At 66.6% G+C, this 24,870-nt stretch carries 18 protein-coding genes; 13 read left to right on the top strand and 5 right to left on the bottom strand.

Features of this window, described 5'->3' with window-relative positions:
• Window positions 1–14 precede the first annotated feature (14 nt).
• Entirely contained in the window at window positions 15–1,592 is a 1,578-nt protein-coding gene (locus tag ACQY8M_RS34825) for a hydantoinase B/oxoprolinase family protein (RefSeq protein ID WP_428666279.1), read from the bottom strand.
• Window positions 1,589–3,610, bottom strand: a complete 2,022-nt coding sequence (locus tag ACQY8M_RS34820; protein WP_428666276.1) for a hydantoinase/oxoprolinase family protein — start codon at window positions 3,608–3,610, stop codon at window positions 1,589–1,591. The genes ACQY8M_RS34825 and ACQY8M_RS34820 overlap by 4 nt, the downstream gene beginning before the upstream one ends.
• A gap of 167 nt (window positions 3,611–3,777) precedes the next feature.
• Between ACQY8M_RS34820 and ACQY8M_RS34815 the strand changes: the two genes are divergently transcribed.
• The 8 genes from ACQY8M_RS34815 to ACQY8M_RS34780 all read left to right on the top strand — a co-directional run bounded on the left by ACQY8M_RS34815 (window position 3,778) and on the right by ACQY8M_RS34780 (window position 13,893).
• Entirely contained in the window at window positions 3,778–5,328 is a 1,551-nt protein-coding gene (locus ACQY8M_RS34815) for an ABC transporter substrate-binding protein (RefSeq protein ID WP_428666273.1), read from the top strand.
• A 65-nt stretch (window positions 5,329–5,393) separates the two neighbouring features.
• Complete coding sequence (locus ACQY8M_RS34810; protein WP_428666271.1) at window positions 5,394–6,338, top strand: ABC transporter permease; 945 nt, start codon at window positions 5,394–5,396, stop codon at window positions 6,336–6,338.
• Window positions 6,331–7,212: an ABC transporter permease gene (locus ACQY8M_RS34805; RefSeq protein WP_428666268.1), complete on the top strand. Its 882-nt coding sequence runs from the start codon at window positions 6,331–6,333 to the stop codon at window positions 7,210–7,212. The genes ACQY8M_RS34810 and ACQY8M_RS34805 overlap by 8 nt, the downstream gene beginning before the upstream one ends.
• On the top strand, window positions 7,212–8,201 hold the full coding sequence (locus ACQY8M_RS34800; RefSeq protein WP_428666265.1) for an ABC transporter ATP-binding protein: 990 nt from the start codon (window positions 7,212–7,214) through the stop codon (window positions 8,199–8,201). Before ACQY8M_RS34805 ends, ACQY8M_RS34800 begins: the two co-directional genes overlap by 1 nt.
• A complete protein-coding gene (locus ACQY8M_RS34795; RefSeq protein ID WP_428666262.1) occupies window positions 8,201–9,175 on the top strand; it encodes an ABC transporter ATP-binding protein in 975 nt (324 codons plus the stop codon). The genes ACQY8M_RS34800 and ACQY8M_RS34795 overlap by 1 nt, the downstream gene beginning before the upstream one ends.
• Window positions 9,165–10,604, top strand: a complete 1,440-nt coding sequence (locus ACQY8M_RS34790) for an amidase (RefSeq protein ID WP_428666259.1) — start codon at window positions 9,165–9,167, stop codon at window positions 10,602–10,604. The genes ACQY8M_RS34795 and ACQY8M_RS34790 overlap by 11 nt, the downstream gene beginning before the upstream one ends.
• Window positions 10,605–10,639: 35 nt before the next feature.
• A complete protein-coding gene (locus ACQY8M_RS34785) occupies window positions 10,640–12,190 on the top strand; it encodes an ABC transporter substrate-binding protein (RefSeq protein ID WP_428666256.1) in 1,551 nt (516 codons plus the stop codon).
• An 8-nt stretch (window positions 12,191–12,198) separates the two neighbouring features.
• Window positions 12,199–13,893, top strand: coding sequence for a N,N-dimethylformamidase beta subunit family domain-containing protein (locus ACQY8M_RS34780; RefSeq protein ID WP_428666254.1), 1,695 nt, complete (start codon window positions 12,199–12,201; stop codon window positions 13,891–13,893).
• A gap of 30 nt (window positions 13,894–13,923) precedes the next feature.
• On the opposite strand, the gene ACQY8M_RS34775 is transcribed toward ACQY8M_RS34780, so the two are convergent.
• Genes ACQY8M_RS34775 through ACQY8M_RS34765 form a run of 3 tightly spaced genes read right to left on the bottom strand, consistent with a single transcriptional unit; the run spans window position 13,924 to window position 19,967 of the window.
• The gene (locus tag ACQY8M_RS34775) at window positions 13,924–17,100 is read right to left on the bottom strand and encodes an efflux RND transporter permease subunit (protein ID WP_428666251.1); all 3,177 of its coding nucleotides are present in this window, start codon (window positions 17,098–17,100) and stop codon (window positions 13,924–13,926) included.
• Between the two features lie 12 nt (window positions 17,101–17,112).
• Window positions 17,113–18,360, bottom strand: coding sequence for an efflux RND transporter periplasmic adaptor subunit (locus ACQY8M_RS34770; RefSeq protein ID WP_428666248.1), 1,248 nt, complete (start codon window positions 18,358–18,360; stop codon window positions 17,113–17,115).
• Between the two features lie 5 nt (window positions 18,361–18,365).
• Window positions 18,366–19,967 (bottom strand): efflux transporter outer membrane subunit, encoded by a 1,602-nt coding sequence (locus ACQY8M_RS34765; RefSeq protein ID WP_428666245.1) that lies wholly within the window; start codon window positions 19,965–19,967, stop codon window positions 18,366–18,368.
• Between the two features lie 398 nt (window positions 19,968–20,365).
• Between ACQY8M_RS34765 and ACQY8M_RS34760 the strand changes: the two genes are divergently transcribed.
• The 5 genes from ACQY8M_RS34760 to ACQY8M_RS34740 all read left to right on the top strand — a co-directional run bounded on the left by ACQY8M_RS34760 (window position 20,366) and on the right by ACQY8M_RS34740 (window position 24,866).
• Window positions 20,366–22,066: an FAD-dependent oxidoreductase gene (locus ACQY8M_RS34760; protein ID WP_428666242.1), complete on the top strand. Its 1,701-nt coding sequence runs from the start codon at window positions 20,366–20,368 to the stop codon at window positions 22,064–22,066.
• Between the two features lie 166 nt (window positions 22,067–22,232).
• Window positions 22,233–22,991 (top strand): dienelactone hydrolase family protein, encoded by a 759-nt coding sequence (locus ACQY8M_RS34755; protein WP_428666240.1) that lies wholly within the window; start codon window positions 22,233–22,235, stop codon window positions 22,989–22,991.
• A gap of 11 nt (window positions 22,992–23,002) precedes the next feature.
• Window positions 23,003–23,308, top strand: a complete 306-nt coding sequence (locus ACQY8M_RS34750; protein WP_428666237.1) for a DUF6295 family protein — start codon at window positions 23,003–23,005, stop codon at window positions 23,306–23,308.
• A gap of 67 nt (window positions 23,309–23,375) precedes the next feature.
• Window positions 23,376–23,690 (top strand): hypothetical protein, encoded by a 315-nt coding sequence (locus tag ACQY8M_RS34745; RefSeq protein ID WP_428666234.1) that lies wholly within the window; start codon window positions 23,376–23,378, stop codon window positions 23,688–23,690.
• A gap of 126 nt (window positions 23,691–23,816) precedes the next feature.
• The gene (locus ACQY8M_RS34740) at window positions 23,817–24,866 is read left to right on the top strand and encodes an amidohydrolase family protein (protein ID WP_428666231.1); all 1,050 of its coding nucleotides are present in this window, start codon (window positions 23,817–23,819) and stop codon (window positions 24,864–24,866) included.
• The last annotated feature ends 4 nt before the right edge of the window (window positions 24,867–24,870 follow it).

Genomic DNA, 24,870 nt, shown 5'->3' with positions numbered 1-24,870 from the left:
GACGACGGAGCGAATCACGCCGCGCCGTAGCCGCCGCCGCCTGACGTCTCGATTACGACCCGGTCGCCGACGGAGAGGGCCAGGTTTTCCTTGCCCCGCAGCTCTCGGCTCGTGCCGTCGCGATGCAGCGTCACGCGGAAAGGCAGGCCGGGGGTGCCGCCCTGCAGGCCATAGGGCGGGACGACCCGGCGCTCGAACATGGTGGTGAGCGACAGGCCTTCGCCGAGCACCGTGTAGCTGCGGACCATGCCGTCGCCGCCGCGATGCTGGCCCGCGCCGCCGGACTTGGTCCGCAGGCGCTGCTCGTCGACGCGGATGCGGTACTCCGCCTCCACGATCTCGGCCGGTGTATTCATGGTGTTGGTGAGATGGACGCGCACGACCGGCGTGCCGTCGCGGTCGGCGCGCGCGCCCTCGCCGCCGCCATGAGTCTCGTAGAAGGTGCCGATCGCACCGTCGCGCCGCTTGCCGCCGAAGATCAGCAGACCGGCCGTTGTCGAGCCACCAGCCGTGAGGCGCTCGGGCACGGCCTTCTCGAGCGCGCGCATGATGGCATCGACCGCGCGCTGCGACGTCTCGTGATTGCCGCCGACCACCGGCTTGTCGATGCCGGGTTCGAGGATCGAGCCGGGGCGGGTGCGGATCTCGAGCGGCCGGTAGCAGCCGCCATTGGGCTGGATCTCGGGGCCGGCCACCGCCTTGATAGCGTAATAGACCGCCGCCATGGCGACGAACGGCGTGGTGTTGAGCGGGCCGGAAACGGCGTCGTCGGTGGCGCTGAAATCGAATCGAGCCTGGTCGCCCGCAATCTCGATCCGTACGCGGATGGCCGCGGGCTGTCCGCCGGGGCCGTCGTCATCGAGGAAATCCTCGCCCTCGTAGAAGCCGTCCGGCAGGCTGGTGATGGCCTCGCGCATCTGCGCTTCGGAGAGATCGTCCAACCGGTCGAGGGCGGCGCGGATCGTGGCGGCGCCGTGTTCCTCGCACAACCGGACGAGGCGGGCTTCGGCGGCACGGGTCGCCGCGATCTGCGCCAGCAGATCGCCCTCGCGCTCCTGCGGTCCGCGCAGGTTGGCGAGCAGGAAGTCACGCTTCTCGACGTCGATGCCGTCCGCCGTGAACAGGCGCAGCGGCGGGATGCGCACGCCTTCCTGCCAGGTCTCGGTTGCGGCGGCGAAATAGCTGCCGGCCCACGCGCCGCCGATATCGCCCCAGTGGGCCAGGCTCACGGCAAAGGCGAACAGCCGGCCTTCGAGGAAGATGGGGCGGATCGCCTTCACGTCGGGCAGGTGGTTGCCGCCGACCTCCGGCAGGTTCAGGAACCAGACGTCCCCCGGCTGCAGCCTTTCCGGCGGGACGCGTTCCAGGAACTTCTTCACGGTGAAGCTCATCACGCCGAGATGGATCGGGATGTCGCGGCCCTGTGCGATCAGATCGCCCTTGTGGTCGGTCAGCGCCGAGGAGAGATCGCCCGCCTCGCGCAGGAGCGGCGAGCGGGCCGAGCGCATCACGACGAAGGACATCTCTTCCGCCGCGGCGGTCAGCGCGTGACGGATCACCTCTGTGGTGAAGGGATCGACCGCGTTCCTCATCGTCCCTCCTCGCGGATCCAGAGATGTCCCATGGTGTCGGCGGTGAGCGCGTAGCCGGGCGGCACGACGACGGTCGACCACGCATCCTCGACCACGGCGGGACCGGCGATCTTCGCGCCGGCCGGCAGGAGATCGCGATCGAAGCGCGGTGTCTGGTACGGCGCTGCAGGCTCGAACCAGCAGGGGCCGACGCTGGTCGGCTGCGGTGCGGCGCCCGGTGGAAGCGGGGCGGCGGAAGAGGCGGGTCGTGCGACCCTCGTGCGCAGCCGCAGGCTTTGCATTTCCCAATGCTCCTCGGTGGCGTAGCCGTAGATCTCGAGATGCCGCCGCCGAAAGTCCCGGCCCAGCGTGTCGAGGTCGAGCGGTGCCGCGAAGCCGACCTCGATGGCGTAGCTCTGACCGACATAGCGGACCAGCGCCATGCGCTCGACCAGGATGTCGTTTTTCGAGTGCCCTTGGCGGAGGAGCGGCTCCATCAAGGTCGACAGCATGCCGTCATGCAGCGCCGTGAAGCGGTCGGCGTCCCATTCGGTGCTGAGCATACGCACGGCGTGCTGCTGCGTATGGATCATGTCGGCCACGATGCAGCCCAGCGCGGAGAAGCCAGAGGAGAACCGCGGGACCAGGATCTCGGCGATGCCGAATTCGCGGGCGAGGCGCGCCGCATGCATGGGGCCCGCGCCGCCGAAGGCGAGCAGCGTGCATTGCCGGCCATCGACGCCGCGCTCGACGGTGACGCGCGCCAGCGCCCGCACCATGGTGGCGTTGGCGACGCGCTGGATGCCGAGGGCCAGCGCCACGACCCCGATCCCGAGCTGCCGGGCCAGCGGCGCCAGGGACGCTTCGGCCGCGGCGACGTCGAGTGCGATCGAGCCGCCCAGCCGCCGCGTGGTGTCGAGATAGCCCAGCACGGCGTTGGCGTCGGTCACGGTTGGCCGCGTGCCACCGCGGCCGTAGGCGGCAGGGCCGGGCTCGGCCCCGGCGCTTTCCGGCCCGATCGACAGGCCACCGGTCCCCATCGTGACCAGCGAGCCGCCGCCGGCGCCGATCGATTCGACCGCGACCATGGGCTGGCGCACCGGACGTCCGGCGAGCTTCGAATCGGTCGAGATCTCCGCCGTGCCGTTCACGATCAGGCAGACGTCCGTGGTCGTGCCGCCCATATCGAAGGTCAGCGCCTTCTCGAGGCCGAGCGCGGCGGCAGTGTGCGCGGCCGCCGCGATTCCTGCGGCGGGACCCGACAGCGCCATGGATAGCGGTCTCCTGGCGGCCGCTTCGGGCGATGCCATGCCGCCCGCCGAATGCATCACGTGCAACCGCGTGCCTGCGACCTCGCGCTGCAGCCGGTCGAGATAACGCGCCGCGATCGGCATGACCGAGGCGTTGAGCACCGTGGTCGCGGTGCGCTCGAACTCACGGGTCTCGGGATTGATCTCGTGCGACAGGGAGACGAAAGGCACGCTCTCGCCCAGCGCCGCGCCGAGCGCGCGTTCGTGCACCGGGTTGGCGTAGGCATGCATCAGCGACACCGCCACGCTCTCGACGCCGGTGGCCTTCGCCCGGGCAACCGCCTCCGCGATCGCGCGGTCGTCGGCTGCGAGCAGGACGTGCCCCGCATGGTCGACGCGCTCGGCGAGTCCGATGCGGCGCTCCGGCGGGACTTGTGCCGCTCGACGCGGCGGCAGATCGAGCCGGTAGAGATGCTGGCGGCCGGCGCGGCCGATCTCGAGCACGTCCTCGAAGCCGCGCGTCGCCACCAGTGCGACCGGCTCGACGCGATCCTCGACGATGGCATTGGTCACCAGGGTCGTACCGTGCACCAGGTCGTCGACGTCCTCAGGCGTCAGGCTGGCAGCGGCAAGCGCGGCCTTGATGCTGGCGACGGGATCGTTACGCTGTGTCGGCACCTTGATCGAGCGATATTCCCCGGTCGACGCCTGCAAGGCGATCAGGTCGGTGAAGGTGCCGCCGATATCGATACCGACTTGCCAACCTTTGCCGGCCAAGTTCGCTCTCATGGTTATGGTCAAGGAGAAATTGCCGGGCCAGGGCAAGCTATGCAAGCGCGTTGCGTCATGATTGGCCTTTGTGCGTGGAATTCTTGCCGGGCACGCTTCTTGTATGGCAGTTGGTGACAATCGTCCGTCGATAACCGGCGTGAGTAAGGGGATATCGGATGGCCTTGATGAAGCGACGCGACGTTGTTCGCAATGTTGCCGGCGGCGCAGTGCTGATCGCGGGACTGTCGCCGACGGCGCAGGCCCAGGCGAAGAAGGGCGGTACGCTCGTCTACGCCACCGTTTCCGGGCCCGGCACCCTCGATCCGCATGTTTCCTCGAGTGCCGTCGAGCTGGAGGTCATCAACAACGTCTTCGAAGGGCTTGTTGCACTCGACAACCAGAATGCCACGCGTCCGATGCTCGCCGCCAAGGCGACGGTGTCGCCCGATTCGAAGACCTATACGTTCGAGCTGCGCCGTGGCGTGAAGTTCCACAACGGCGACGAGCTCACGTCGGCCGACGTGAAGGCGTCGATGGAACGCTACGCCGCGGTCAGTCCCAATGCCAAGAACCTGTCGGATGTCGAGCGCTACGAGACCCCCGATCCTTACACATTCATCATGCAGCTAAAGACGCCGAACGTGGTGCTGCTCGATGTCCTGAAATCACCGATCTTTCCGTTCATGATCCTGCCCGCCTCGCAGAAGGACAAGCCGGCGCGCGGCATCGACATCATCGGCACCGGACCGTTCTCGATGGGCGAGTGGGTCAAGGACAGCCATCTCGTGATCAAGCGCTTCGACGGTTATGTGCCGGATACATCGGCGCCTGGCCGCGACGGCTATGCCGGCCGCAAGACTGTTTATGTCGACGCCGTGCGCTTCCGGTTCATCCCGGAGGCGACGACGCGCATTGCCGCACTCCAGACCGGCGAGGTGCAGCTCGCCTCGAGCATCCCGACGGAGCTGCGGCCGCGTATCGAGGAGCGCAAGGAGCTCGCGATCCGCGAGTCATTTCCGATCGGCGGCACCTATGTGATCGTGAATTCTCAGTTCGGTCCCACGGCCAATGTGCTGATCCGGCAGGCGATCGGCGCGGCGATCGATATCGCGGAGATCACCGAGGCGACGGGCGGCATCAACAAGCCGAACGCCTGGATGTCGTTCCCCAACACGCCCTATTACCTGGGCGATACGGAGAAGGCGCCCTGGTACGACATCAAGAGTCCGGCCAAGGCGAAGGCGCTGCTCACCCAGGCGGGGTATCGCAACGAGAAGATCATCATCGAGACCAACAGCAATTATCCCTGGATGCGGACGACGATGCTGGTGGTGGCCGAGCAGTTGAAGGCGGCCGGCATGAACGTCGACGTCAAGATTGTCGACTGGACGACGAACGCCTCGCACATGCAGCAGGGAACCGGTGAATGGAACCTGTCGACCACGCTGTTCGGACCGGATCACATCCTGGGACCGCAGCAGTGGCGGCCGCTGATCTACGCCTTTCCCAGCATCAAGGGGAACGACGCGCTGGACGCCGCCTACGCGGAGTTCTTCGCCGAACCTTCTCTCGACAAGCGGCGCGCCGCCTGGCTGAAGATCCAGCAGCAGGTGCTGGGCAACGGCTACATGATCAAGATCGCCGATTCGGGACGTCTCAACGCCTATGCACGAAAGCTCAAGGGGCAATCCGACTATTCGGGTATCCTGCAACTGTGGGATCTCTATCTTGAATAGACGGAACGGCGCAGGACGAGGGGGCGAAGGACAGTGGGTCGGACGATAGCGCACCAGGCGCGACGATGAGCCGGCTGTTGGCCATCAAGGTCTTGCAGGCCATCCCGGTTCTCCTGCTCGTTTCGGTCCTGGCGTTCCTGCTGATGAGCCTTCTGCCGGGCGATCCGGCCGTCGTCATCGCCGGCGACCAGGCGTCGCCCGAGGCGATCGAGAAGGTCCGGCGCACGCTCGGGCTGGACCGGCCGTTCCTCGAGCAGATCGCCCTGTGGTTCGGGCAGCTGGTGCAGGGCAATTTCGGCAGCTCCCTGATGCTGAACCAGAGCGTGCTGTCGGCCATGGGCGAGCGGCTGCCGGTGACGCTCTCGCTGGCCGGCCTGTCGCTCGCGATCACCCTGCCGATCGGCATCCTGGTCGGCTCGATCGCCGCCTACTACCGGCAGACCTGGATCGACTCCGCGGTGATGGCCGTGGCGCTGCTCGGCGTGTCCATCCCCGGCTTCTGGATCGCCATCCTCGCGGTCATCCTCTTCTCGGTCATCCTGGGGTGGCTGCCGTCGAGCGGGTTCGTGGCGTTGTCGCAGGATCCGATGTTGTGGCTGCGCTCGCTCATCCTGCCGGCGGCGATGCTGTCGCTGTTCCAGATCGGATTCCTCGCCCGCATGACCCGGTCGGCGATGCTCGATGTGCTCAGCCAGGATTTCATTCGGACCGCCCGCTCGAAGGGGTTGAGCGAGTGGGTGACGGTCGGCAAGCACGCCTTCCGCAATGCCCTGATCATGGTGATCACTGCCTTGGGCATCCTCGTCTCGACGGCGATCGGCGGTTCGGTCGTGATCGAGCAGGTCTTTGCCTTGCCCGGGATAGGCCGCCTCGTCGTGCAGGGAATCCTTGCTCGTGACTATCCGCTCGTCCAGGGCGTCATGCTGATCTATGGCTTCGCCTTCGTGGCGATCAATCTGACGGTCGACATCCTCTATACCTTCGCCGATCCGCGCGTGCGCTATGACTGATATCGGCATCGGTATCGGCTCGCCCGTCCTGGCGCCGCGGCGGCGCTTCATGCTGCTGCGCCGGTTGCTGGCGCATCGCTCCTTCCAGATCGGCGCGGTGCTGCTGATCCTGCTGACGGCGGCGGCGATCCTGGCGCCGCTCACCGGCATCGATCCATCGTCGATGAAGGTGCGCTTCCGCTACAAGCCGCCGTCCGCCATGTTCCCCTTCGGCAGCGACAATTTCGGCCGCGATGTGCTGACCCGCGTCCTCTATGGCGCGCGGGTTTCGCTCTGGATCGGCTTCGTGGTCGCTGCACTTTCCGGCATCACCGGCGCGGTCATCGGCGTCATCGCCGCACAGTTCCGCAGCCTCGATGCGCCGATCATGCGTTTCATGGACGCGCTGATGTCCTTCCCGGCCATCCTCCTGGCGCTCGGCATCACGGCGGCGCTCGGACCGCGCATGGAAAGCGTCATCATCGCGCTCACCGTCGCCTACGTGCCGGCCGGCGTGCGCATCGTGCGTGCCTCCGCGCTGGTGGTGCGCGAGCTCGACTACGTCCAGGCCGCGCGAATCGCGGGGGCGGGCGACATGCGCATCATGCTGCGGCATATCCTGCCCAACAGCGTGGGGCCGCTGCTGGTCCATATGAGCTTCGTGTTCGCCTATTCGATCCTGGCCGAAGCCGCGCTCAGCTTCCTCGGTGTCGGCGTGCAGCCGCCGACCCCGAGCTGGGGCAACATCATCGCCGAGGGCCGCGACTACGCGACCGAGGCGTGGTGGGTCATGCTCTTCCCCGGCATCGGCATCAGCCTGGCCGCGCTCGGCCTCAACCTGCTGGGCGACGGGCTGCGCGACGTGCTCGATCCAAGGCTGAAGGGGGGCCACTGATGGCCTCACCGCCCCTGGTTTCCATCGACGATCTCACCGTCCAGTTCCGCGGCGACCGCAAATGGACGACGGCCGTCGAGGGCGTGTCGTTCGACGTCGGCGAAGGCGATTGCCTCGGCATCGTGGGAGAGTCGGGCAGCGGCAAGAGCGTGACGGCGCTGTCGATGCTGCGCCTGCACGCGCGCGGCACGTCGCGCTTCGCCAGCGGCACGGTTCGCTACGACGGCCAGGATCTCCTGCAAGCACCGGAAAGCCGCCTGCGCCAGGTGCGCGGGGGCGACATCGCCATGGTGTTCCAGGATCCGATGTCGTCGCTCAATCCCGTGCTGACGATCTGCGACCAGATCTCCGAGACGCTGCGCCTGCATCAGGGCATGTCGCGTGCCGATGCGCGGGTGCGGGCCATCGAGCTGCTCGACCTGGTGCGGATCGCGGACGCGCGCCGGCGGGTCGACGAGTATCCGCACCGCCTGTCGGGCGGCATGCGCCAGCGCGTGATGATCGCCATCGCGATCGCCTGCCGTCCGCGGCTGCTGATCGCCGACGAGCCGACCACGGCGCTCGATGTCACCATCCAGGCGCAGATCCTGGAGTTGCTGCGCGAGCTGCGGAGCGAGCTCGGCATGGCGGTGATGCTGATCTCGCACGATCTCGGCGTCATCGCCGAGTTCGCCGAGCGGGTGATCGTGATGTATGCCGGACGGATCGTCGAGCAGGCGCCCGTCGAGGTGCTGTTCCGTACGCCCGTGCATCCCTATACCGAGGGGCTGATGGCCTCGATCCCGGCGCTCGACGGCGGCGACGGGCGTCTCTATTCGATCCCGGGACGCATTCCGGACCCGGACGAGCCGATCGCCGGCTGCCGCTTCGGACCGCGCTGCGCGCATGTCCAGGCCGTCTGCCGCGCCGCGATTCCCGATCTCGCGTCGATCGGGCCGGACCATCGCGTGCGCTGCACGCCGCGGACCTCCGGCCGGACGGCGGCGTGATGGCCGACGAGCTTCCGGTCGAGGTGCGCGACGTCGACATGGCGTTCCGCACAGGCGCCGTCACGCAGCAGGTGCTGCACAAGGTGTCCTTCACCATCCGTCCGGGCGAGACGCTGGGGCTGGTGGGGGAGTCAGGGTCGGGCAAGTCGACCATGGGCCGCATCCTGGTCGGGCTCTATGTGCCGACCGGCGGTTCGGTCCGCTTGTTCGGCCGGCCGATCACCGGCGCGGAGCGCCGCGGCAACCTCGCCGCCGTTCGCTCGCGCCTCCAGTTCGTGTTCCAGGACCCCCACTCGGCGCTCAATCCGCGCATGAGGATCGGCGATTCGGTCGGCGAGCCGATCGACATTGCCGGCGGTCATTCGCGGCGCGACCGCAACGGCCGCGTCCGCGAGCTGCTGGAGATGGTCGGCCTGCCGCGCGACAGCGCCGAGCGCTTTCCGCACGAATTCTCGGGCGGCCAGCGCCAGCGTATTGTCATCGCCCGCGCGCTCGCGCTGCAGCCGAGCTTCATTGTCTGCGACGAGCCGGTGTCGGCGCTCGACGTGTCGATGCAGGCCCAGATCGTCAACCTGCTGATGGACCTGCAGGAGAAGCTCGGCCTCAGCTACCTGTTCATCGCGCACGATCTCGCGGTGGTGCGGGCGATCGCCCATCGCGTGGCGGTCCTCTATGCCGGCTCGATCGTCGAGGTGGCGCCCAAGGCCGATCTCTACCGCGCGCCGCAGCATCCCTACACGCGTGCGCTGCTCGATGCCGTGCCGCGGCCCGATCCGTTCCGCAAGCGCGGGCCGGTCATCGGCGGCGAGGTGCCGAGCCTGTTGTCGCCGCCGTCCGGTTGCCGGTTCCACACGCGCTGCCCGAACGTGATGCCGCGCTGCAGTGTCGACGTGCCGCATCTTCTCGAAACTGGCCCCATGCGCCAGGCGTCATGCCATCTCTACGATCCGGAGCCGCTTTGTAATGTCGAATAGCGAGTTGCTGTTTACGCCCGCGACGGTCGTCGCCGCGATGATCCGCCGGAAGAAGCTGTCTCCGGTCGAGCATATCGACGCCGTGCTGGGCGCGATCGACACGCTCCAGCCGCAGCTCAATTGCTTCGTGACGGTGACCGGCGAGGCGGCCCGCAAGGCCGCGAAGGCTGCCGAGCAGGCGGTGATGTCGGGCGACGAGCTAGGTCCGCTGCACGGCGTCGCCGTCGGCATCAAGGATCTCTTCCCGACCAAGGGCGTGCGGACGACCTACGGCACCGTGGCGTTCGAGCACAACATCGCCGAGCGCGACGACGTGCTGGTGACGCGCCTGCGCGAGGCGGGCGCCATCATGGTGGGCAAGACGACCACGCCCGAGTTCGGCATCAAGGGCACGACCGAGGGACCGATCTTCGGTGTCACCCGCAATCCCTGGGACCTCAGCCGCACGCCGGGCGGATCGAGCGGCGGCGCCGGCGCCTCGGTCGCGGCGGGCCTGACGCCTCTGTCGCTCGGCAGCGACGGCGCCGGCTCGACCCGCGGGCCGGCGGCCTGCTGCGGCCTCGTCGGGTTGAAAGGAACCACGGGCGTGCTGCCGTGGCAGGAAGGGCGTGAGACCTTCGGCAATCCGGTGGCGGCGGGCCCGCTCACCCGCACGGTCGCCGATGCCACGGCGACGATGTTGGCGATGGCCGGCCCCGATCCGATGGATGCCTGGTCCGAAAGTGCGCTGCCGTTCGGCTTCGTCTCGGCCCATCTGCTGTCGAAGGACCTCTCGGGCGTGAAGATCGGCTATCTCGGCCAGACCGGCGCGACAGTGGTCGCCGCCGATGTCGCGGAGAACACGAAGACCATGCTGGGCGCCCTGGCCGACCTCGGCGCCGACGTCGAGGAGGTGCGGACTCCGGTCGACTGGATCAGCGACGAGCAGCGCGTGCTCTACCTCTGCTCGATCGCCAATTACCTGGGTCATGTCGTCGACAAATACGGGGAACGCACGGATAAGGTGCTGCGTGGCTTCGTCGAGGCGGGCAAGAAGTACGATATTTCCGCCTATTTGCGGGCTGTTGCGGCCAAAACCCGGTTGTTTCGGGCGGTGCAGGGGTTGTTCGAGACCTATGATTTCCTGGTGTCGCCGACCCTCTCGCGGACCGCGCTCGATGCCGACTTCAACGGCGTGACGGGCCGGGTCGAGATCGACGGCAAGGAAATCGGCCCCGCGCAGCCGCATTGGACCGGCTTCATGTATCCGTTCAATCTGACCGGCCACCCGGCACTGTCGATCCCGTCGGGTTTCGGCCGCGACGGCCTGCCGACCGGTTTCCAGATCGTCGGCCCGCGTCATGCCGATGGCGACGTCCTGCGGATCGGCGCGCTGCTCGAGGAGGCCTGCCCGTGGGCCGACAAGCGGCCGCCGATTGCGGCAAGCTGAGTTTCCGTTGTTCGAATTATGGGAAGGGTGCTGACATGAAGATCTTTGGGTCACTGCTACGGATCGGCCTTGCGGCGGTCTTCGTCGTTGCCGGTGCGGGCCTGTCGGCCGAGGCGCAGCAGAAGAAGGGCGGCACGCTCACCTACGCCTATGTCTCGGGGCCGGGCACGCTCGATCCGCACGTCGCGGCAAGCCTGGTCGAGCTCGAGGTCATTCACCACATGTTCGAGACGCTGGTGGCGATCGATGACAAATACAACACGCGCATGTCGCTGGCCTCGAAGGTCGACACGAGCGCCGACGGCAAGACCTTCACCTTCACCCTGCGCAAGGGCGTGAAGTTCCACAACGGCAAGGAGATGACATCCGCCGACGTGTTGGCATCGTTCGAGCGCTACAAGAAGGTCAGCCCGAATGCCAGCGTGCTGGCCGATGTCGAGGGCTACGACACCCCCGATCCGTCGACGTTCGTGGTCCGGCTGAACAAGGTGAATGCCGTCTTCGTCGATATCCTGAAGTCGCCCGTCTATCCGTTCGCCATCATTCCGGCCGAGCAGAAGGACAAGGCGGCCCGCGAGCTCGAGATCATCGGCACCGGTCCGTTCATGCTGGGCGAGTGGGTCAAGGACAGCCATCTCGTGATGAAGCGCTTCGACGGCTATGTCGCCGACGAAAGCGCGCCCGGACCGGACGGCCTCGCCGGCCGCCGCACCGCCTTTCTCGACAGCGTGCGTTACAACTTCGTGCCCGAAGCCAACACGCGCGTGGCCGCCCTGCAGTCGGGTGGCGCCGACGTGATCAGCGACGTGCCGCCGGACCTCGTCAAACGGCTCGAGGGCCGCGCCGACCTGACGACGCTCAAGGTCTTCCCCTTCTGCATGCAGGTGTTCGTGGTCAATACGCAGCAGGGCCCGACCAAGAACCCGCTGGTCCGCCAGGCCATCGAGGCGGTCGTCAATGTCGACGACATCCTGGAGGCGATGGGTTCGGTGTACCAGAAGAGCCATTCGATGGTTTATGCAAGCAGCCCATACTACCAGGGCGACGCGATGAAGCCCTATTACAGCCAGAACAATCCGGCCAAGGCGAAGGAGCTGCTCGCCAAGGCCGGCTACAAGGGCGAGAAGATCGTCCTGCAGACCAACTCCAACTACGCCACCATGCGTAGCGCGATCCTCGTGCTGGACGAGCAGATGAAAGCGGCCGGCATGAATTCGTCGGTCGATGTCGTCGACTGGACCACCAATGCCAGCAACATGCAGCGCGGCACCGGCACCTGGAACGTCTCGACGACCGGCTACTGCTCCAATCCGCTGCTCGGCCCGCAGCAGTGGAAGGTGATGTTCTACACCTTCCCGCACGTCGAAGGGGACAAGGTGCTCGATGACGCCTACGACAGGTTCTACACCTCGCTCGATCCTAAGCTGCGCATCGCGGCCTGGGCGGACATCGAGAAGCGCGTGCTCGACCAGGCCTACATGATCAAGATCGGCGACATCGGCACGATCCGCGCCTTCAACAACAAGAAGGTCGAGAACTTCACGCCCTATTACCTGCCGCGATTCTCCAACGTCTCGGTGAAGTAGCGGCAGCCATGGCGAACGACCAGCAGAAGCACCCCGGCATCGACTGGATGCCGGAGTTCAGCCCGATGAATGTCGTGAAGCGGCATTCGCTTGTGATGCATCCCGGCGATTCCTGGCATCTCGCGCACTGGTACGAGGCGCCGCGCGAGGATCCGGCAGTGCCGGAGGTCTATACCTATACCGACGCCATGTCCTACGCGCCGGGTGAGGAGGTCGCCTTCCACACCAGCACGACGGCGAAGGACTGGACCTTGCAGGTCTATCGCGACGGCAACGTGCCGACCCTGGTGCATGAGGCGAAGGGCCTGCCCGGGACGTTCCACGCAACGTCGCCGCATGCCTATCGCGACGGCTGCAAATGGCCGGTCGGGCATCGCTGGCGCCTGCCGGCCGATCTCGCATCGGGCTTCTACCGCGTGGCCTCGAGCTGCCGCTTCGAGAACGGCGCCTCGTTCGTGCAGCACCATTTCTTCGTCGTTGTTCCGGTCGATCCGGCGCCGGCCGGCCGCTTCCTGCTGATCCTGCCGACCTCGACCTGGCTCGCCTATAACGACTGGGGCGGCGCCAATTCCTACGACGGCATCGACGGCCCCGACCGCAACCAGTTCTCGCCGATCCTCAGCATCGAGCGGCCATGGACGCGCGGATTGCTCTGGCTGCCGCCCGGCGCGCCGCGCCTGTGCGACCCGATCAAGCGGCCGGCGTGGGATGCGCCGCGCTACTACACCAAGGAATGGGCCTACACGAACGGCTTCGCCCAGTTCTTCGCGTCGGCGGGCTGGGCGCAGTTCGACCGCCACTTCGTGATCTGGGCCGAGCGCGAGGGCTATGCCTTCGACATGATCACGCAGACCGACCTGCATTTCCGGCCGGAGATCCTGAAGCGCTACGGCAGTGCCGTCATCGTCGGGCACGACGAATATTGGACGGCCGAGATGCGCGACACGATGGACGCCTTCGTCGAGGAGGGCGGCAAGGTCTCGCGCTTCGCCGGCAATTTCCTCTGGCAGGTACGGCTCGAGGACGAGGGCCGGCGCCAGGTCTGCTTCAAGGCGCGCGCGCATGCCGAGGATCCGGTGAAGGGCACCGACCGGGCGAAGCTGCTGTCCGGCGCCTGGGAGGATCCGGCGATCGGGCGTCCCGGCGCCTTGACCTTCGGCGTCAACGGCGCGCAGGGCATCTATTCCTCCTGGGGTGCCCTCGCGCCGCGCGCCAGCCAAGGCTTCACGGTCTATCGGCCACGGCACTGGGCCTTCGACGGCACCGAGACGCACTATGGCGACGTCATCGGCGCCGAGGCCGGCATCTTCGGCTACGAGGTCGACGGCCTCGACTATACCTTCCGGCGCGGCTTGCCCTATCCGACCGGCGACGATGGCGCACCTGGCTTGATCGAAATCCTGGCAATGGCGCCCGCGGTTCGCGTCGAGGAAGAGCATCGCGGCGAGGGCTTCCGCTATTACCTCGGCAACGGTCGCAAGGATTCGACGACATCGGCCAAGCCGGCCGGCGCCGGCGGTGACGGTGGCGACAGCGATCCGCAGCGCTACGGATCGGGCATGATTGTCTCCATGCCGCGCGGCAAGGGTGAGGTTTTCACCGCGGGAAGCTGCGAATGGGTCATGGGGCTCGCTCGCGGCGATTTCTGCACCCAGCAGATCACCCGCAATGTCCTCGATCGCTTCCTGGACTCGAAGTCGTAGTAGACGCGCATATTTGCGGTGGGCAGCGACTCAGGCTGGCTTGTCGACCGCGAGCCCAGCCGACGGGCCCGGCTTGGCGGCACCGGGCTTGCGCTTGCGCCATTCGTCGAGGCGCTGAAGCAGCACGAAGAAGCAGGGAACGAACAGCACGGCAAGGCAGGTCGAGGCGAGCATGCCGCTGAACACGCTGATGCCCAGCGAGCGACGGGCGTTCGCGCCGGCGCCGACTGCCAGTACCAGCGGCAACACGCCGAGGATGAAGGCGAAGGACGTCATCAGGATCGGCCGGAAGCGGGCGCGCGAGGCCTCGACCGCCGCCGCGAGGATTTCCTCGCCCTCTATGCGCCGTTCGCGCGCCACCTCGACGATCAGGATGCCGTTCTTGGCCGACAGGGCGATCAGCAGCATCAGGCCGATCTGGGTGTACAGGTTGTTGGCCGCGCCCAGGCTGGTCAGCGCAACGACCGGGCCGACGAGCGCCAGCGGCACCGCCGACAGGACGGAAAGCGGCAGAATCCAGCTCTCGTACTGGCCGGCGAGGCAGAGATAGACCAGCAGCACCGACAGCGCGAAGACGTAGTAGAGCTGGTTGCCGGTGATCTTCTCCTGGTAGGACATCGCCGTCCATTCGAAGGTGACATCCTTCGGCAGGACGCGCGCCGCAATGCGTTCCATGGCGTCCATCGCCTGGCCGGAGCTGTAGCCCGGCGCCGCGCCGCCGACGATCGTCGCCGAGGCAAACAGGTTGTAGACGGTGATGAGCGGCGGGGCGACGACCTCGCTGAGGCTGGCGACCGCGCTCAACGGCACCATGTTGCCATCCTGGCTGCGCACGAACAGCTTCAGCAGGTCATCGGGCTGGAGGCGATACTTCGCATCGGCCTGGACGTAGACCTGCAGCGACAGGCCGTACTTGTTGAACTGGTTGACGTAGGTCGAGCCGACATAGTCGGTGAGCGTCGAGAAGATGTCGCCGACCGAGACGCGCAATGTCTCGGCCCGGGCGCGGTCGACCGTCAACACCACGTGGGGGGCATTGGCCCGGAAGGTGGTGATGACGTTGCGCAGGCTCGGCTCCGACTTTGCCTCCTTGACCATCTGCTGCGCGAGCTCGTCGAGCTTGCGGTAGTCGAAGCTGCCGCCCAGCATCTCGAGCTGCATCTGGAAGCCGCCGGCATTGCCGATGCCCTGGATCGCCGGCGGCGGCAGAACCAGAGGTTGGCCGTCCTTCAGCGTCTCCAGCGCCTTCTGCACGCGGCCATAGATGGTGAGCAGGTCCTGGCCTTCGGCCTTCACGCGCGCGTCGAACGGCTTCAGCATGATGTAGCCGACGCCGGCATTGGCGAGGTCGGCGCTGTTGTCGAGCGGCGAGATGCCGGAGATCGCAATGACGTGGTCGACGCCCGGTATGTCCTTCACCAGCTCCTGGACCTGCTGCAGCGAGGCGGTCGTGCGGTTGAGCGAGGCGCCGTCGGGCAGCTGCACGGCGGCAATGAGATAACCCTGGTCGTCGATCGGGATGAAGGAGGTCGGCAGGCGCGCCAGGCCCCACATGGCCACGCCGGAGACGCAGAGTCCGACGATCACCATCAGGCCGCTGCGCCGGACCATGCCGCCGATCAGGGCGGCATAGGCCGCCTCCATGCGGTCGTAGACGCGATTGAAGCCGCGATAGAAGAAGTTGCGCTGTTCGGGAGGCACGGGCGTGCGCAGCCAAAGGGCGCACTGGGTGGGCTTCAGGGTAGCGGCGTTGAACGCGCTGATCAGCGCGGTCACGGCAATCACCAGGGCGAACTGCGCGAACATCTGACCGGTCAGCCCGGGGACGAAGGCGGCCGGCAGGAACACCGACATCAACACCAGCGTGATGCCGATGATCGGACCGAACAGGTCCTTCATCGCCCTGATGGCCGACGCAGGGCCCGACATGCCCCGTTCGATGTACTTGGTAACGCCCTCGACGATGACGATGGCGTCGTCGACCACGATGCCGATGGCCAGCACGATGCCGAACAGGGTCGACAGGTTGACGGTGAAGCCCAGCGCCGCCATGCCGGCGAAGGCGCCGATGATGGTGACCGGCACAGTGGTGGCCGGCACCAGCGTCGCGCGGAAGTTCTGCAGGAAGACCAGGATGACGATCAGGACCAGGATGCCGGCCTGGTAGAGCGTCGTGTAGACTTCGTTGATCGAGGCCGTGACGAACAGCGTCGTATCGTACGGAATGCTCCAGCGCAGGCCCTCCGGGAAGCGGCGCGCCAGCTCCGTCATCTTGGCGCGCACCGCGTTGCCGACCGCCAGGGCGTTGGCCTCGGGCGTCTGATAGATCGCAATGCCGGCGGCCGGGCGGCCGTCGAGATTGAACTGCTGCGAGTAGGTCTGCGCCCCCAGCTCGACGCGCCCGATGTCGCGCACATAGACCAGCTCGCCGCCTTCCTTGGTCTTGTCCTTGACGATGATGTTGGCGAACTGTTCGGGTTCGTTGAGGCGCGACTGGATGTCGACTGTGTACTGGAAGCCGATGTCGGGCGGAGTCGGGGGCATGCCGACCTGCCCTGCAGCGACCCGCTTGCTCTGCTGCTGGATGGCATCGATGACGTCGCTGGGCTGCAGCCCGAAGCTGTAGAGCTTCTCCGGATCCATCCAGATACGCATCGAGTACTGGCCGGCGCCGAATACCTTGACCGAGCCGACCCCGGGCAGGCGCGCCAGGATGTTGGTGATATTGATCGTCGCGAAGTTGCTGAGGAACAGGCTGTCGAAGCGATTGTCGGCCGAGTCCAGCGTAACGATCTGCAGGATGGCGGTATTCTTCTTCTGGACGTTGACGCCCTGTGCCTGGACCGGCTGCGGCAGCGACGCGAGGGCCAGCTGAACGCGGTTCTGCACCAGCACCTGGTTGATGTCCGGGTCGGTTCCGATCTCGAACGTCACCGTCAACACGTAGGTCCCGTCGGCGCCGCTGGTCGATTGCATGTACAGCATGCGGTCGACACCGTTGACCTGCAGCTCGATAGGCAGCGCCACCAGGTCGATCACGGTCTGCGGGCTGGCGCCCGGGTAGCTCGCCGTCACCTGCACCGTGGGCGGCACCACGTTGGGATACTCCGACACCGGCAGCCGGAACAGGGAGACCAGGCCCAGCAAGACGAGGACGATCGCGAGCACATTGGCGAGGACCGGATGCTCGATGAAGAACTTCGACATTGCCGTTGCGTCCTAGCCGTCGATCGTCTTGACCTGGGGCGTGATCGTCGTGCCGGGCGAGGAGCGCCACAGCTCGCCGATCACCACAAGGTCGTCCGGCGCGAGCCCGCCCGTGATGACCCGCAGCGATCCGACCTGTTGGCCGATCTGGACATAGCGCTGCTGCGTGACGTTATCCTTGCCGACCACCAGCAGGTAGCGGCCACCCTGGTCCTCCTGCAGCGCGTTGTTGGGCACCATGAGTGCACTCTGCGTGCCTTTTTCCATCGGCAGGCGCATGCGCACGAAGACACCCGGCAGGAGCGCCCGGTCGGGATTACGCAGGATGCCGCGCACGAACAGCGTTCCGGTCGCGGGGTCGATCGTCGGCGCCACGTATTGCAGCGTGCCGCGGCGCGGGAAGCCCTTGTCGTTGCTCAGCGCCACCTCGACGGGGATCTGCTGAATCTGCGCCAGGGTCAGCTGCCGATTGTCGAGGTTGGCGCGCACCTGCAGCGCTACCTGCGAGCTGACATTGGCCTCGACGTAGATCGGGTCGAGCTGCGTGATGTTCGCCAGAGCACCCTGCTGGCCATTGCCGCCGACCACGTTGCCGACATCGACCAGATGCTTGCTCATCTGGCCGTCGAACGGCGCGCGCACTTCGGTGTAGCTGAGATTCAGCTGGGCAATGGCGACCTGGGCCTCGGCGCCGAGGATGTTGGCCAAAGCGGCCTGCTGCTCGTACACCCACTGATCGACGTTGACCTGGGTGGCGGCGCCCTTCTTGACCAGCGCGGTGTAGCGGACAACCTCGATGTTCGCGTGATTGAGCTGGGCGCGCGCCAGCTGGAGCTGGGCCTGTGCCTGCTGGAGCTGTGCCTTGTACTGGTCCTGCTGGATCGTCAGCAGCAGATCGTTCTTGCGGACCAGCGCGCCGTCCTCGAAGTGAATCTTGTCGAGGTAGCCGACAACGCGGGCCAGCAGCTTGACCTCGGCAACCGCCGCCGCGTTGCCGGTCACCTCGATCGTATCGCTGACGCTCATCGTCTTCGGCTTGGCAACGGGAACCGGTGCCGCGGCCGGCGCCTGGGCCACCGACGGACCGACGGCCGGTGCCGCGGCGGCTCCCGACACGACACCCGAGGCCGCGGGGGCCGAGTCGTTCGCGGGGCCCCAGCGCAGTCGATCGACACCGAAGCCGAACGCAGCGGTGGCCAGCATCAAGGCGACCGATGCGAGCACTATCCGCTTGGATGTCAGGGCAGGAAGACTTCTCATGCGTTTCACCATTGCGGCGGGCGTACGGTCGGGCCGCGGTCCTCGGGACCCGGCAGCCCGGGGGCCGGGCCGGGTGGCGGGCCTGCGGCCGGCAGCACGGTTCCCCAGTTGGTACGGCTGCGCATCTGCTGGCGAACCTTGTCGTCCACGAACTCGCGGTCGCCGCGGATCTGCCAGCCGCCGCCCAGCGCCCGAAAGACGTTGGTCAGGCTGGTCGCGAGGTTGCCCTCGGCACCGGCCAGGTTGCTTTGTGCCGTGTAGAGGTTCTGCTCGGCCGTCAGCACCGTGGTGAAGTCGCGGGTTCCGAGCGAATACTGATCCATGGCGACCCGCAGCGCTCCGTTGGCGGCCCGCACGCTGGCGCGCAGCAGCTCGATCTGCTTGCGCCCGTTGAGGAAGCCGGCGAGGCCGGACTCGACCTCCTTCTGCGCCTTCAGCACGGTATTTTGGTAGTCGAGGAGCAACGCCTGAAGGCGGGCATCCTGCACGCGGACCTGGTTGGTGATCTGGCCGTAGTTGAGGATCGGCCAGCTGAAGGTCGGGCCGAAGGCGAAGGTGATGGCGTTACCCGTGAAGACCTGGCCGACCGGGATCTCGTTGAACGACGAGGCCGCGCCGCCGAAGGCTCCGGTCAGCGAGAAAGCGGGGAAAAGCTGCGCCTTGGTCATGCCGATCTTGGCGCTCTGCGCGGCCGCCTTGAGCTCGGCGGCGCGGATGTCGGGCCGCCGGCGTACCAGATCGGCCGGGATACCGACGGCAACGTCGCCCGGCGGCACCGGGACGGTCCTGGGACCCGCGAGCAGCGCATTGAGGGCCTCCGGCGTCATGCCGAGCAGCACGCGCAGCGCGGCTTCGCCCTGCTGCAGCTGGGCCGTCAGCTGCGGGATGGCGGCCTCCGTCTGGGCCAGCACGTTCTGCGCCTGGTAGACGTCGAGCAGGGTCGATGCGCCGCCTTCGAAGCGGTCGCGCGCGACCTGCAGGGCCCGCTTCTGCCTGACCACGTTCTCGCGGGCGATGTCGATCTGCACCTGCAGCGTTCGAATACCGATGTAGGTCGTCGTCACGTCGCCCAGCAGCGTGACGAGCACGTCGTCGTAGGTCGCTATCGAGGCCAGGTAGGCGGCGCTGGCCGATTCGACGCCGCGGCGGAACTTGCCCCAGAAATCCAGCTCCCAGCCGACCTGCGCGCCAAGGTTGGCGCGCCAGATGTTGTTGTCGAGGGCTCCAACCGGGTTGGTCGTGGCGTCCGCCTTGCTGAACTGATTGTAGGTGACGCCGCCCCCGAGCTGCTGCTGTTGCGGATAGAATTGGCCGATGGCAACGCCCAAGGTCGCACGCGCCTCGATCACGCGTGTGCCGGCGGCCGCGAGGCTGAGGTTCTGGTGGTAGGCGCGATCGACCAAACTGCTCAGCGTCGGATCGTTGAACGCCGACCACCACGCGGCATAGTCTTGGCGATCGGTCCGCACCGCAGGATCGCCCGCCTCCAGCCATTGTTCGGCAACCGGCGCGTCGGGCGAAGAAAAATCCGGCCCGACCATACAGGCCGTCGTGGAAACGGGCAGCGCGAGGCCCACCATTAGCCGCAGCGCCGCGACGATGGTCACGCGACCGCCGCTCCCGAGCCCGCGGCCCCATGCTGACCGTGATCTTGCAGCCGCCAGCACGAAGTGCCTCATTCAACGCCTCTACCCCATTAGTATTAGACCAGATTATCCCGCTGCTTCTCAATCGCAATTTTGCCATCTTCACCAGTGTGCCGAAAGGCGATGGCCCATGCAGCGCGATCGATGTGTCTGGGTGTGCGACGCTCGATCATCGTGGACTCTCGCCTGCCTGCAGATGTGATAGAGTCCCGGCGTGTTCACGGGCAATCGGATCGTCCCATCCCGATCTTTGCTGACGAGCCTTTCGTCGGCGATGAACCTGTGAGTTGTTCTCGCGGTAGGCCGCGCCGCGAGGGCGAGGTCGTCGCGTGGGTTGGCGATGCCATGATCGAACGCCAATGGCCAAGATAGTCTCCTCGCCGATATCGGACAGCCGCCGTCCGCAGATGTTCCCGGTCCTCACCGCCGCCGAGCTGCGTCGTATCGAGCGCTTCGGCCGGAGGCGCCACTATCGGAGCGGGGAATTCCTCGCGAGAAACGGTGCGCCAGGCCCGGGCATGTGCGTCGTGTTGAGCGGCAGGATCGCCGTGACGCAGCACGACGGCCTCGGCCGCGTATCGCCGATCGTCGAAATGGGGGCGGGCGAATTCGCCGCCGAGCTCGCGGAGCTGTCGGGGCTGCCGTCGCTGGTCGATGTCCAGGCCGAAGGTGACGTGGAGGCCCTTATCGTGCCTGCGGAGGGGATGCGGTCCCTTGTGGTGGCCGAGGCCGAACTGGGTGAACGTATCGTGCGCGCGCTGATCCTGCGCCGCGTCTATCTCATCGAAAACAAGGCCGCCGGCCCGATCCTGGTCGGTCCCTTGACGTTGCCGGACATGATCCGCCTGCAGGTCTTCCTGACCCGCAATGGTCAGCCGCACAGCGTCCTCGATCCCGAGATCGATTCCGACGCGGCGCAAATGATCGCCTGCCTGTCGCCCAGCCCGGCGGACTACCCGCTTGTCGTTTGTCCGGACGGCACCTTGCTGCGCAATCCGTCTGAGCAGGAGCTTGCGAAGTGTATCGGCCTGCTCGACGAAATCACGGAAAGGCGGATCTTCGACGTCGCGATCGTGGGAGCAGGGCCGGCCGGCCTTGCGACGGCGGTCTACGCGGCCTCCGAGGGGCTGTCGGTCATCGTTGTCGAAAGCCACGCCTTCGGCGGTCAGGCCGGCGCCAGCGCCCGTATCGAGAATTACCTTGGCTTTCCCACGGGCATCACCGGGCACGCGCTGACCGCTCGCGCGTTCGTGCAGGCTCAGAAATTCGGCGCCCAGTTCGTTCTGCCGGTCACGGTTTCCCGGCTCGACTGTTCCAGCACGGGTCGGCCCATGACACTGGAGATGACCGACGGATGGCACGTCCAGGCCCGCGCGGTCGTGGTCGCGTCCGGGGCTCGTTATCGAAAGCTTGCATTGGCCAATCTCGAGCAGTTTCAGAATCGCGGCATTTGGTACTGGGCATCGCCGATCGAGGCGAAGCTCTGTTCCAATGCCGAGGTGATCATCGTGGGCGGCGGCAACTCGGCGGGCCAGGCCGCGGTGTTCCTCTCGGCGCATGCCGCGAAGGTGCGTATCCTGGTGCGGGGTAGCGGCCTGGCCGAGACCATGTCGAGCTATCTGGCCGAACGTATCGAGGCGGCGCCGAATGTCGAGGTGCTCGCCGGAACGGAGATCGTCGAGCTGATAGGCTCGTCACAGGAGGGCCTTCGGGCCGTGCGCTGTCGCCATCGTCCGACCGACACCGAGACGACGCTGCCTATCCGCCATGTATTCCTGTTCCTCGGCGCGGAGCCGGCGACGGAATGGCTGAAGGAATGTGGTGTCGGTCTCGACCCGAGGGGGTTCGTCCACACCGGCGCGGATGTCGTGTCGGCTGCCGACGGCCACAGGCCCTCTGCGCACGAGACCAGCGTGCCGCGCGTCTTCGCCGTGGGCGACGTTCGCTCAAATTCGGTCAAGCGGGTCGGCGGCGCAATTGGCGAGGGCGCAAACGTCGTGGCGCAACTGCACGGCGCTCTTGAGGCCATCAAAGCCGTGTTGCCGGCGGGCGGGTCCTGACAGCAGTTGGAGATCCGCGGCTCGACGCCGGAGTTGCCGCAGGCATGGGATCGTCGAATACTGACAGCGGTGCGATCCCGGCAGCAAAGGGAACACGAGCCCTTCTCGACACCTGTGCTGCGTGCGCGGACGGACGATCAAGACTGACGCCCATGGAGGAAGATCGATGTCATTCTACCGAGGCATGACCTGCGAGAACGTGACGCTCAAGGGGGACAAGGGAACGCCGATCACCGCTTACGTCGCAAAGCCGTCCGGCGCCGGTCCCTTCCCGGGCGTGGTGCTCATTCACCATCTGCCGGGTTGGAGTGAGCTCTATATCGAGACGACCCGGCGGTTCGCGCATCACGGCTACATGGCGATCTGCGCCAACCTCTATGAGCGCGAAGGCGGCGGCAGTGACGGCAACCCGGACGACGTCGCCGCCAAGGTGCGCGCGGATGGCGGCATTGCCGACGCCCAGATGGTCGGCGATACCGCAGCCGCCGTGCAGTGGATGCGCGCGCAGCCCAACCTCAACGGCAAGGTCGGCCTGTTCGGCTCCTGCTCCGGCGGCCGGCACGCTTTCATCTACGCCTGCCAGAAGAAGGACGTCGACGCCGTCGTCGACCTTTGGGGCGGCCGCGTCGTGATGGGGAAGGAGGAACTCAACGCCAAGACGCCGGTCGCGCCGATCGACATGACGAAGGACCTGGCCGCTCCGCTGCTCGGCCTGTTCGGCAACGACGACCGCGCGCCCAGCCCCGAGCAGGTGAACCAGCACGAGGCCGAGCTCAAGAAGCTGGGCAAGACCTACGAGTTTCACCGCTACGACGGCGCCGGGCACGGCTTCTTCTACTGGCACCGGCCGCTTTACCGGCCCGAGCAGGCGATGGACGGTTGGAGCAAGGTGTTCGCCTTCTTCGGCAAGCATCTGGCGAAGTAGGAGGGCCGGCCATGTGCACCTCCATCATCGAGATCGCCCGGGCCGAGGGCATGGCGAAGCGCGGGGACGAATGGTTCCCGCTCTCGCAGGCAGTGGTGGCCTATGACCACGCGCGCCATGCGCCGCTGGGCGACGTCATCACGCTCGACTTCATCAATGTCCATCTCGATCCCGGCGCGCGCGCCGGGATCGAGCTGACTCTGGAGACGGCCAAGGAACTGCGGGCCGCACTCGACCGGGCGATTGCCGCCGCCGAGTTCGAGGAGGCGGAAGTGCGCGGCAAGGGAGCTGTGCCCCGCCTCATTCGGGCGGCGTAGTCACGATCAGTCAGTTTCGCGCGGGGCCGCGTCACTCCAGTGACGCGTCATCCATAAACAAGTGCTCATGCTCTTCTGGACCGGTCCGGAAGACTATGACAAGCGAGTCGATATCTTCATCCAGTCGAAGGGCGCCTACGCCTATGGCGGATATCCCGACATCGACGAGTTGTTCCAGCAGCAGTCGTCCGAACGCGACACCGAGAAGCGCTCGGCGCTGTTGCACAAGATCCAGCAGCTCTCCTTCGAGCGGGCAATGTTCGCGCCGGTCATGGACCTGCGCACCCTTAGCGGCATCGGACCGCGCATCGCCAGGCATACGATCACCGACGTCTGGATGAGCCCGTTCCCGTCCTACGAGGACCTGGAGCTCAAGCCGTAGAACCGCGCGAAATTCGCGCTTCGGACAGTCTGGACCTGTCCCGCGTTGTGTCTCACTCTCGACGTCGCCGGCCGGATCGTTCCCGCAGGGAACGAAATGAGGCGCGCGGCGCGAGGGGCAAAGACGATGGCATCCACGATACCGGCGGGCACGATCAGCTCGCATCTGGCGGTCCGCCCGGACTGGCTCGCCCTTCGTCGCGAGGCCGCGCTCGAGCCCGAGCTGACGATCGTCGATCCCCATCATCACCTGATCGATCGGCCCGAGAGCGGGAGGTATTTGCTGCCCGACCTGCTGGCCGACATCGACAGCGGGCACAACGTCGTCGCCACCGTGTATCTCGAATGGCTCTCGATGTATCGAGCCGACGGGCCGGAGGAGATGCGCCCGGTCGGCGAGATCGAGTTCGCCAACGGCGTCGCGGCGATGTGCGCCAGCGGCAGCTACGGCAAGCCGCGCGTCTGCGCCGGCATCGTCGGCCATGGCGAGCTTACGCTGGGGTCGCGCGTGGCCAAGGTTCTCGAGGCGATGATCGTGGCGGGCGGCGGCCGGTTCCGCGGCATTCGCTTCATCTCCGCCAGCGATCCCGAGCAGGCCCAGTGGGGCGCGACGCTCAGCAGGCCGGAGGGGTGGCTACGCGATGCGAAGGTGCGCGAGGGCTTCGCCCAGCTGGCGCCGCTCGGTCTCAGCTTCGATTCCTACATGTACCATCCGCAACTCGGCGACCTGGTCGATCTGGCGCGCGCCTTTCCGGCGACGCCGATCGTGCTCAACCATGTCGGGGGCACGATCGGACTGGGCCGCTACAAGGGCAAGCGCGAAACCGTCTTTGCCGACTGGAGCGCGCGCATCCGCGAGCTGGCGGCATGTCCCAACGTGCATGTGAAGCTGGGTGGCCTCGGCATGAAGGTGTTCGGATTCGACGTCCATGAGGGCGAGCTTCCTCCCAGCTCGGAGCAGCTCGCGACGGCTTGGCGACCCTATATCGAGACCTGCATCGAAGCCTTCGGCCCCAGCCGTGCAATGTTCGAAAGCAACTTCCCGGTCGACAAGGGCTCGTACGGCTATGGCGTATTCTGGAATGCCTGCAAGCGGCTGGCGCAAGGGGCGAGCGCGAGCGAGAAGGCGGATCTGTTCCATGGGACGGCGTCGCGATTCTACCGGCTTGGGATTTGAGTAT

Origin of the sequence: Reyranella sp. (assembly GCF_965279465.1) — a bacterium.
Classification (GTDB): domain Bacteria; phylum Pseudomonadota; class Alphaproteobacteria; order Reyranellales; family Reyranellaceae; genus Reyranella.
Note: the sequence above shows the minus strand (reverse complement) of the source record. Positions and strands in the feature narration are given on the sequence as shown.

What these genes read in the sequence shown, in the direction of transcription:
- ACQY8M_RS34825 (WP_428666279.1), bottom strand. Translation starts at nt 1,592, where the DNA reads ATGAGGAACGCGGTCGATCCCTTCACCACAGAGGTGATCCGTCACGCG.
- ACQY8M_RS34750 (WP_428666237.1), top strand. Translation starts at nt 23,003, where the DNA reads ATGTGCACCTCCATCATCGAGATCGCCCGGGCCGAGGGCATGGCGAAG.
- ACQY8M_RS34815 (WP_428666273.1), top strand. Translation starts at nt 3,778, where the DNA reads ATGAAGCGACGCGACGTTGTTCGCAATGTTGCCGGCGGCGCAGTGCTG.
- ACQY8M_RS34805 (WP_428666268.1), top strand. Translation starts at nt 6,331, where the DNA reads ATGACTGATATCGGCATCGGTATCGGCTCGCCCGTCCTGGCGCCGCGG.
- ACQY8M_RS34795 (WP_428666262.1), top strand. Translation starts at nt 8,201, where the DNA reads ATGGCCGACGAGCTTCCGGTCGAGGTGCGCGACGTCGACATGGCGTTC.
- ACQY8M_RS34775 (WP_428666251.1), bottom strand. Translation starts at nt 17,100, where the DNA reads ATGTCGAAGTTCTTCATCGAGCATCCGGTCCTCGCCAATGTGCTCGCG.
- ACQY8M_RS34820 (WP_428666276.1), bottom strand. Translation starts at nt 3,610, where the DNA reads ATGAGAGCGAACTTGGCCGGCAAAGGTTGGCAAGTCGGTATCGATATC.
- ACQY8M_RS34780 (WP_428666254.1), top strand. Translation starts at nt 12,199, where the DNA reads ATGGCGAACGACCAGCAGAAGCACCCCGGCATCGACTGGATGCCGGAG.
- ACQY8M_RS34740 (WP_428666231.1), top strand. Translation starts at nt 23,817, where the DNA reads ATGGCATCCACGATACCGGCGGGCACGATCAGCTCGCATCTGGCGGTC.
- ACQY8M_RS34800 (WP_428666265.1), top strand. Translation starts at nt 7,212, where the DNA reads ATGGCCTCACCGCCCCTGGTTTCCATCGACGATCTCACCGTCCAGTTC.
- ACQY8M_RS34785 (WP_428666256.1), top strand. Translation starts at nt 10,640, where the DNA reads ATGAAGATCTTTGGGTCACTGCTACGGATCGGCCTTGCGGCGGTCTTC.
- ACQY8M_RS34790 (WP_428666259.1), top strand. Translation starts at nt 9,165, where the DNA reads ATGTCGAATAGCGAGTTGCTGTTTACGCCCGCGACGGTCGTCGCCGCG.
- ACQY8M_RS34745 (WP_428666234.1), top strand. Translation starts at nt 23,376, where the DNA reads ATGCTCTTCTGGACCGGTCCGGAAGACTATGACAAGCGAGTCGATATC.
- ACQY8M_RS34810 (WP_428666271.1), top strand. Translation starts at nt 5,394, where the DNA reads ATGAGCCGGCTGTTGGCCATCAAGGTCTTGCAGGCCATCCCGGTTCTC.
- ACQY8M_RS34755 (WP_428666240.1), top strand. Translation starts at nt 22,233, where the DNA reads ATGTCATTCTACCGAGGCATGACCTGCGAGAACGTGACGCTCAAGGGG.
- ACQY8M_RS34760 (WP_428666242.1), top strand. Translation starts at nt 20,366, where the DNA reads ATGGCCAAGATAGTCTCCTCGCCGATATCGGACAGCCGCCGTCCGCAG.
- ACQY8M_RS34770 (WP_428666248.1), bottom strand. Translation starts at nt 18,360, where the DNA reads ATGAGAAGTCTTCCTGCCCTGACATCCAAGCGGATAGTGCTCGCATCG.